Below are 8148 nucleotides of genomic sequence, written 5' to 3' on the forward strand. Positions count from 1 at the left end.
TGTAAAGCTAAAGGGCAATAATTGATGATATTGGATATCACTAATTATTGCCCTTTTTACAACCCAATCTGCACGCTATTCTATTATAAATCCGGCTGGAAGCTAAATTTGATACCGTAAGGTGCAATGCCCGGATGACTAAGGTAATCATACCTCTTGATCACATCTATCCGCATAATTTTAAAGATGTTGCCGATCCCGGCGCCGGCCTCAATGTAAGGCGTATTGCCTAATGCAAATGTGCCGTTCGCGCCGTTGCCCCCTTGTGGGAATTTATATACATTGCTGGAGAACGCCGGATTGTTTTCGTTTCGCAGGCCGCCGCATAATACTTTGAGCGATAGAAACTCCCTTAACTTTAAATGCTGGATGAGCGGGATCTTGTTCAATAAAAACCCGTTGAAGCTTTGTGTAATATTAAAGCCGATGTAGTGATCGTTCACAAACTCCAGGTAATTCATCTTGTTATAGGCATCCGGGTCGTAGGCTATGGATTGATTGGCTGTGCTGATATTCAGCAGCGGGAATGGCACCTTGCCGGCAATATAGCCACCCATCAGTGTAATGTCCGAATAGCCAAGCTGTGAAAAATAGAACCGCTTATAAATATTCGCGCTGATGTTGGTATAGCTGTATGAGCCGTTGAGCACGCCCTTAAAGCCATGATCAATCTCCATATTAAAAATAGGATACTTGCTGTAAATGGTGTGGCGCATCTGTGTGCCCTCTAAAATCTGCTCGTTCGGGGCATAGCGCAGGTGTACGTCGGCCTCGGTGGTAACCAGGTTATGAACCAGGGTATTATTCGCATCGTTAACCTGGAACAACAGGGTGCCTGCCGCCTGCTGGTTCCAATTTTTTAGAACCGCATTAAACGAGAAATGATTTTCAAACTCCTTAACATAGGCCACCCGGAAAATTTTATGGTAGATCCAGTAATCCGTTTTGCCGGTGTGGAACGACGAAAGTGCGGCCTGTCTGTTATTAATGGTAAAACTTTGGCCCGGCACATCAACATCATTCAGGTAACTGATCCTGAAGTAATCGTTAGGAAACCTGTATGGCGCTACATTATTAAGCGAGAAATAACTGATCAAATTGTACTTAGCCTTGCCGTCCTTGGTGCCATAACCGGCATAGCCCTCAAGATACAGCCATTTGCTCATCTCGGGCGTAGTTCTGCCGCCTATCTGGGACCTAAACCCCTCCTGGTTATTAAAGGCGAAGAACTGCCCGATGGGCCCGAACTGCACCGGCCCAAGGTTGCCGTAGCCGCCGGTAAGCAGGTCCGCAATCCAGGTGGTCCTTTTAAATGATGGCATTTGTTCAAGCCGGCTCACCTTGCCATAAATTTGCGCCTGTTGCCGATTCAATGTATCTGTACGGTGGCTTGTCCAATAAGCCGTATCAGCACGATAGGCATTTGGCGCTACCTGCTGGCTCTTGCCATCGTAAAAGTTTGCCGGCTGCGGCGCATTCAGCTTATAGTTGGAATAGGATACCGTCCGCTCACCAAAAACACCCAGGCCCTTATCCTTTTTGATCCCAAAATCGGCCCTAACATCACTTTTGGTGAGCAGGTAGCGGCTGCCCAGGCTATCCTTTGTAAAATCAAGCCTGATCTTAAGGCTCCGCATAAAGTTAATATTGATCTGCTTATTTACGTTCATCTCGCAGCCGGTAACCGCGTAATGTCCGTCGAGCGTTACCTGCAGCTTGCCTTCAAACAAGAGGTCGCCCTTGTTGCGCGGGGTAAAGTTTACCTCCACCATTTTGCCGTGCGGCGTGTTAATGGTATCCGCTATAAAGAATTTATAAAAATCGGGCGAGTGGTTGGAGATGGGGCTCAAAAACTGGTCGGCGATTATGAAGATATTGTTCTCATAGATATCCAGGTTATCACCGTACAACCTGTTCAGGTAAACGTCAAAGCCTGCCGTATCAATAAATTTAAGAATATTGGTTTGCTTTTGGGCCTTCAGGATCCTGATGGACTTCTCCGGGTTTTTACGATAATAATATTGCGATAATTTTTCGCTGAAAAGTGCAGGTAACGTGGTTTGTTTTACGCCGTTTATTACCTGTACGCTGTCCAGCATAAACTTATATTTGCTAAAAAACTTACCGTTTATAAACTTCTGCGACAGGTTAAACAAGCTCAAACCGATGCGTTCATATTCGTCATATTGCAGGTAGTTTGAGCTCGCCATCCGGTTCTCGTCCTTATGGTTAATGATCTGCTGGATAAGCGATACGGCCGGATTGCCCTTGTTGCGGTACTTTGTTTTCTTTGCAGAAACAACGGTAACTCCCTTAAGCTGTGTCTGGCTGCCCTTCATGCGGATTTGCAGCTCATTTGCCTGGCCCGGCTTAATTGAGCGGTTTACAGACAGGTAACCAACATTCGAGAAAACAACATGATTGAAACTTCCCGGAGCGCTAAGGATGAATTTTCCCTGTTCGTCTGCATGGGTGCTGTAAACGCTGCCGAAAAAGCTTACACCTGTATACGCCAGCCCCTTACCTGTGGCAACGTCTATAACCCGGCCGCTTACTTCGGTAACAACGCCAGCCGGCATCACGGTTTTATGAGTGGTATCAATGGCAGGTTTTACGGTGTCGGTGGCTTTCTTAACAGTATCAGTTTGTTGTGCAGCGGCGCAAAAACTAATCAGCATAAAGCCAAGGCAGCTTGTTGCCTTTAACCGCTTAGTAATTAAAGATTCAAGAAATCTGATTATCCCGTTCAGCAAGGAAGGTAGTCCTGCTATTCCACTCCAAAAAATCACCAACAAAATATATTATAAATAAATATTAAATAAGGAACTAATGCAACGTAATTATAGCGCCATAAAGTATTACACAGTGATTTTTAGTTATTTGTAAACATATCAATTAATTCTGATTAGTTTCTGAAGTAGGGGAGAAAAAGTTGGGGAGGGGGTCGTTGGGAAGTCGTGAAAGTCAGTAAAGTCCGAAGGCCGGTAGTCCGGGTGGGGAGGGGGGCTGTCTCAAAAGCAAAGCCATGGCGATTATGTATTAGAAACCCCGTTGCGGCGCACTCCGATATTTAGGTAACTCATTTACACCACGCATCCATATCAATACCCAGGCCCAATACTTCTAAGTTATTGGGTTAATCAAGTGTAAAGTATTGGTTGAAAAGTGTTTACACAACTTTACAAATTGCGATACAATCGTATTCAGCACCATAAAAAGCCCTTAAAAATTTACTCACTTTGATTATCAGATTCTGGTTTAAGCGCAAAAAAACCAGGCTCGTACCCACAATTTATGATGCCCCCCATGAGAGGAAGAATGGTTTTAATATTTGTTATTGGCCCGTTGTTAGCCATTTCTCAGCCCTACAAGGCGGGAACTATTGATGGCTTAAAACGCGATAACGGATTTAACCAGCTTGTTTTGGGACAGGAAATTGAGCAGATCTCAGGCCATAAGCTTGCTTACCTGGAAAATTTTCCAAAACTTAATGCCGATAGCTGTATGTTTTATGAGTACCAGGATGAAGACGTGCAGCAGATAGGTAAAGATTTGAAAATTAAATTTATAGCCATAAGGGTATACAACTATAAAATTGTAAACATTTATGTGCTTTTTGACAAAAGTGACGGATTTAAAATTTTGAAGAATTTTTTAACCCGGTATGGTCAGTTTACAAGCAGGCCCGATGCTTATGCCGATGTTTTTGAATGGGATTGCAGCCTGGTAAATCTGTCGCTGAAATACCAGCTCGACGCAGATTTTGGCATTGCTGTTTATACCTGCAAAGCCCTGGAAGCAGAAATTAAAGAAAATAGGGAACAACAATTATTGCAACAGAAAATTTTGGCGGATTGTAATTGAGGATCCGCAGCTCTCCCCGGGGGACAATCAACGAACTTTTATACCAATGGAGCCTTGCACCTGATTGCCTGGTAACCGTATTATTTATTGCTTTTATACTAGCATAGTGCAGAGTTTGCTTCGTACCTGCCTGTTTGCAAGCAGGCAGTCTCGCAATGACGTGGTGGAGAGGGGGCTTCATTCATCCGCCATTGCGGGAGACGAAGCAAACGCTGCTTAAGATGCTAGCGGCAGCGAAAAGAAAATAATATTTCTCTTACCTTTTTGCGGGCCGCGAAGAGGTCGGCGGACGCAGCCATGCCGGTACATAGGGCTCCGTTGCGGGTAAGTCCACTATTCACCATGCGTTTAGGCAAAAACACCCTCCCGAAAAAGGTATTAATACCCTTTTTAGCTATAGGTTTATTTTCCACCTTCGTTATAAATAATTAACCTATTCATCACCATTAACCAAACTTATTATCATGAATCCAGTCACCATTACTGCAGGTATTCTTCTCGGAGCGGGCGATGCCACTGTAAACGTATTTAGTCACACCGTAAACTACTCACACTATTTTTCGGCAGTTAGTCCCGGGCCCTGGGTGTTGGCGCTGGCTCCCGGGAATTACCTGGTAGGCATTGTAGGCACTTGTCCGCCAGGCGGCAGTGTAACCATAAATATTGCGGGTATAGTAAGTTCAGTACCGGCCATGCCGCTGCCACCATTTAAAACTGCGGGTAAATTTATACAGGGAGTATCAATCACAGTTTAAACAGCCATGAAGAAAGCTATCATACTGGTTACGGTAATGTTTATTACCGCCCAATTGTGCCTTGCGCAAACAGATCTTGAGAAAAATGAATCCACTATAAATAACCTTGCTACGGAGATGTTTAACAGTAAGCTGGCCTCCTACATTCGTCTTGTAGCCAAAGACGTAACCAGCAACCAAAGCGGCTACCAGCTAAACTTTTCGCTCATTGCCTTTAAGGATTCTACAGCATGGACCAGCGCCCAAAACTATATTACCGCAAACAACAGGTTTTTGCGGAACACCCAGGTAAGCCTGGGCATAGCACACAAGGCCAAATACGGCGATGCTACCGCGCAGGTAACCTTTGCCCTTACCAACAAGCGCGACAGCACCCTGTTTGTTTACCAGGACAGGCAATCTGACCAGGAAATACTGAACATTTTAAGGCAGGCCACAACAGACTATTATGATAAACTTGTAAAGGGTGGTATGTCGGCCACGGATGCCGATAAAAAGAGCTCGGCCGGCTACCTGGCCGAAACCGCCTTTCTTGCCGATCCCGATAAGAACAAACCCGACAAGGATTTTGACGACTTTGCCAATAGCGAGATCAAAAAGTCGAAAACATTCGTCTCGTCGCTAACGCTGAAGGAGGCCTGGTTAAAGCAGCAGCAAAACTTTAACGACTATGCCAAACAGGTACAACGCCGCGCCTTGTGGACGCTTACGCCTTCTGCCTCCTACAATTATACCTACCCCGGTTTTGATAAGCTGGGCGTAGGCTCAATTTACCTGGTATCACTGGATAAGAACATCAAAAACAACCCGCTGCAGCTGGATATTGAGGGCAACCTTTACTTCGGGCAGGACAGCACAAAAACTACCCCAAACATGGACCAGCGCATTGCGGCCCTGTCTGTCGGTATAAATTATGTGATAAACAGGAATGCAAAAGGGGAGTCGGACTTTGAAGCAAAATTTGCCGGCGATTTTGAGCACAACTGGCAGGGCGGCGTTAAGCAGAAAACACCCGATGCCGACCTCACCATCCGCTACAATATCTTCAAGGATTTCTGGATCCCGCTTGATATTAAATACGATTCGACCAAAAAAGGTGTGTTCGGTTATGTAAGTGTAACGTGCAATTTGAGCAAATCGAAATAAGTGGGGTGAATGGTCTCCGTTGCCGCGAGGGGTTTCTCCTTGCGGCAGCAACGGGGAAAGTCCGAAAGTCCGAAAGAACAATCATCGAAACTTTATGTCACGCCCACCACGTCATTGCGAGGAACGAAGCAACCTTTACGCAGGACAATCAACGAACCTTTATGTTGGTGGGACCTTACAGCCGCCAATTGATAACCACAATACTTTTTACTCCCGTGCTTGGATGGCGTAGAGATTGCTTCGAAGCAGGTTGCAAGCAACCTGCCTCGCAATGACGTGATGTTTAGTTTGCGTCACCATCGCGTCATTGCGGAACGAAGCAAATCTTGTTTACTTATCCGGGCAAATCATCCGCCCTTTTTTAGCTTTATTATTTGTCGCTATCCACCCCTGGAATTGTCATTTTCACACAGCGTTAAACCCTTAAATAGCTTTGATCTTTGTATTATACTAATTACAAGGAAATGAGAAAAATAAGAATTTTTGAACATATCTCGCTGGATGGCGTGATAGAACATGACGGAGACTACACCTATGGCGCCTGGACTACATCCTATAGAAGCCCTGCCGGGGCGGCAATGCTGCTGGAGGCATACGGGCCGAATTTCGACCTGCTGCTTGCCCGCCACACCTACGATATATTTAGCAGCTTTTGGCCCACTGCCGGAGATTTCCCAATGGCAAATGCTATAAACGCTGCAACCAAATACATCGTAACCCACGGGCCCGACAGCCTGGAATGGGGACCGGTACAGGGCCTGGGCGGGGACATTGTTGCGGCAATTCGCGATCTGAAGTCGACGGATGGCCCTGACCTGATTGTGGTGGGAAGTTCGACGCTAACCTCCGTGTTGCTTGACCAGGGACTGGCTGACGAGGTTGTGCTCATCACCTACCCGGTTTTGCTTGGCAGCGGTAAACGCCTATTGTCGGACAGTATTTACGCCCGGGAACTTGCCTTCGTCGATTCGAAGTCTACGCCCACGGGTTTGCTTGTCAACACCTATCGACATGTTGGGCCGCTGAAATCCTGATATTCCACCTGCTGCCGCAAACGAATTTTGGCTACTGTTTCTTTGCGGAAGCAGGGGGCATTAATCAAATCAACGAAAAAAATTAACTTTGACAAACAACCATAAAAATAGAACTATATGAGAAAAATAATTTCATTTATGCACATATCGCTCGACGGTTTTGTAGCAGGCCCGAACGGAGAAATGAACTGGATAACGGTTGATGAGGAAATTTTTGATCACGTGGGTAAGCGGATTGGCGAAACCGACAGCGCACTATACGGACGGGTAACCTATGAGATGATGGAGGGTTACTGGCCCACCGCAGCAGACGGGCCGGACGCGAGCAAGCACGACATTGAACATTCACAATGGTATAAAACTGCTCACAAAATTGTTTTGTCGAAAACAATGCAGGGCGCGGATTTGCCCAACACAACAATCATCAGCGACAACCTCGTGGACAGCATAAACGAAATAAAACAACAGGCAGGCAGCGAGATCCTGCTTTTTGGCAGCCCGGCAGCAACACATGCCCTTATTCAACAAAACTTAATTGACGGCTATTGGCTGTTTGTTAACCCGGTTATTCTTGGCCAGGGCATTCCACTGTTTACAGATATCAAGGACAAAATAAAACTAAAGCTTTTGACTACCCGGCAATTTGCGAGTGGGGTAACTGAATTGAGTTATGTAGTGGATGGAGAATAGCGAAGGAACGTTGCCTTATATTTATTCCTCAATTAATTTGTCATATAAATCGAGCCATTCCGGATTTAGGGAATTGATCAATGCAATTTTTGCGTTCCTGCTTCCGCCTTTAATGGCTTTTTCAACAGCGATTGCTTCTTCGATACGCGAATAAAAGTAATAATAAACCAATTTTTCGCAGTTGTATTTGGCTGTAAAGCTATTAGGATATAAATGGGTTTTGTGATCCCAAACCCTGCTGACAAGATCGGAAGTGACGCCAACGTATAACACGCTATGCCGTTTATTGGTCATTATGTAAACACAACCTCCGTATGCAACTACCATGCTGCAAAATAAAGATTATCTCTAATATTCCATGCGCTCTCGTCATTGCTATCTCCGCGCGTCATTGCGAGGAACGAAGCAACCTCTACGCAGGACAATCAACGGACCTTTATGCCTCTCCCTCACGTCATTGCGAGGAACGAAGCAACCTCAGCGTAGGACAATCAACGAACCTTAATGCTGATTGAACCTTGCACCCGCATCCTGGTAACCACAATGTTTTTTACTCCCGTGCATGGATGGCGTAGAGATTGCTTCGAAGCAGGTTGCGGGCAACCCGCCTCGCAATGACGTGATGGTTAATTAACTTACGGTCAAGTAATTGCGAGGAA

Annotated in this window: 8 protein-coding genes; 5 read left to right on the forward strand and 3 right to left on the reverse strand. The window is 45.6% G+C overall.

Annotated elements, in window-relative coordinates:
• Window positions 1-83 precede the first annotated feature (83 nt).
• Window positions 84-2678: a DUF5686 family protein gene (locus tag KXD93_RS25930; RefSeq protein ID WP_258140440.1), complete on the reverse strand. Its 2595-nt coding sequence runs from the start codon at window positions 2676-2678 to the stop codon at window positions 84-86.
• Between the two features lie 628 nt (window positions 2679-3306).
• On the opposite strand from KXD93_RS25930, the gene KXD93_RS25935 reads away from it, so the two are divergent.
• Complete coding sequence (locus tag KXD93_RS25935) at window positions 3307-3864, forward strand: hypothetical protein (RefSeq protein WP_258140441.1); 558 nt, start codon at window positions 3307-3309, stop codon at window positions 3862-3864.
• A gap of 224 nt (window positions 3865-4088) precedes the next feature.
• Here the strand turns inward: KXD93_RS25935 and KXD93_RS25940 are convergent, their stop codons facing one another.
• Window positions 4089-4277 carry a hypothetical protein gene (locus KXD93_RS25940; protein WP_258140442.1) on the reverse strand — a complete coding sequence of 63 codons (189 nt, stop codon included), beginning with the start codon at window positions 4275-4277 and terminating at the stop codon, window positions 4089-4091.
• Window positions 4278-4328: 51 nt separating this feature from the next.
• Here KXD93_RS25940 and KXD93_RS25945 point away from each other — a divergent pair, with 51 nt between their 5' ends.
• From KXD93_RS25945 to KXD93_RS25960, 4 genes are all read left to right on the forward strand, one after another.
• Complete coding sequence (locus KXD93_RS25945; RefSeq protein WP_258140443.1) at window positions 4329-4619, forward strand: hypothetical protein; 291 nt, start codon at window positions 4329-4331, stop codon at window positions 4617-4619.
• A 6-nt stretch (window positions 4620-4625) separates the two neighbouring features.
• Window positions 4626-5765 (forward strand): hypothetical protein, encoded by a 1140-nt coding sequence (locus KXD93_RS25950; protein WP_258140444.1) that lies wholly within the window; start codon window positions 4626-4628, stop codon window positions 5763-5765.
• 464 nt (window positions 5766-6229) lie between these two features.
• On the forward strand, window positions 6230-6799 hold the full coding sequence (locus tag KXD93_RS25955) for a dihydrofolate reductase family protein (protein ID WP_258140445.1): 570 nt from the start codon (window positions 6230-6232) through the stop codon (window positions 6797-6799).
• 117 nt (window positions 6800-6916) lie between these two features.
• On the forward strand, window positions 6917-7489 hold the full coding sequence (locus tag KXD93_RS25960; protein WP_258140446.1) for a dihydrofolate reductase family protein: 573 nt from the start codon (window positions 6917-6919) through the stop codon (window positions 7487-7489).
• Between the two features lie 21 nt (window positions 7490-7510).
• On the opposite strand, the gene KXD93_RS25965 is transcribed toward KXD93_RS25960, so the two are convergent.
• Window positions 7511-7816 carry a GIY-YIG nuclease family protein gene (locus tag KXD93_RS25965; RefSeq protein WP_258140447.1) on the reverse strand — a complete coding sequence of 102 codons (306 nt, stop codon included), beginning with the start codon at window positions 7814-7816 and terminating at the stop codon, window positions 7511-7513.
• Window positions 7817-8148: the final 332 nt, after the last annotated feature.

The sequence above is a fragment of the Mucilaginibacter phenanthrenivorans genome (assembly GCF_024721155.1).
Taxonomy (GTDB): Bacteria; Bacteroidota; Bacteroidia; order Sphingobacteriales; family Sphingobacteriaceae; genus Mucilaginibacter; species Mucilaginibacter phenanthrenivorans.

Bases quoted from the DNA above. Each gene is read 5' to 3' on its own strand.
- KXD93_RS25930 (WP_258140440.1), bottom strand. From the start codon at position 2,678: ATGCTGATTAGTTTTTGCGCCGCTGCACAACAAACTGATACTGTTAAG.
- KXD93_RS25935 (WP_258140441.1), top strand. From the start codon at position 3,307: ATGAGAGGAAGAATGGTTTTAATATTTGTTATTGGCCCGTTGTTAGCC.
- KXD93_RS25945 (WP_258140443.1), top strand. From the start codon at position 4,329: ATGAATCCAGTCACCATTACTGCAGGTATTCTTCTCGGAGCGGGCGAT.
- KXD93_RS25950 (WP_258140444.1), top strand. From the start codon at position 4,626: ATGAAGAAAGCTATCATACTGGTTACGGTAATGTTTATTACCGCCCAA.
- KXD93_RS25955 (WP_258140445.1), top strand. From the start codon at position 6,230: ATGAGAAAAATAAGAATTTTTGAACATATCTCGCTGGATGGCGTGATA.
- KXD93_RS25960 (WP_258140446.1), top strand. From the start codon at position 6,917: ATGAGAAAAATAATTTCATTTATGCACATATCGCTCGACGGTTTTGTA.
- KXD93_RS25965 (WP_258140447.1), bottom strand. From the start codon at position 7,816: ATGGTAGTTGCATACGGAGGTTGTGTTTACATAATGACCAATAAACGG.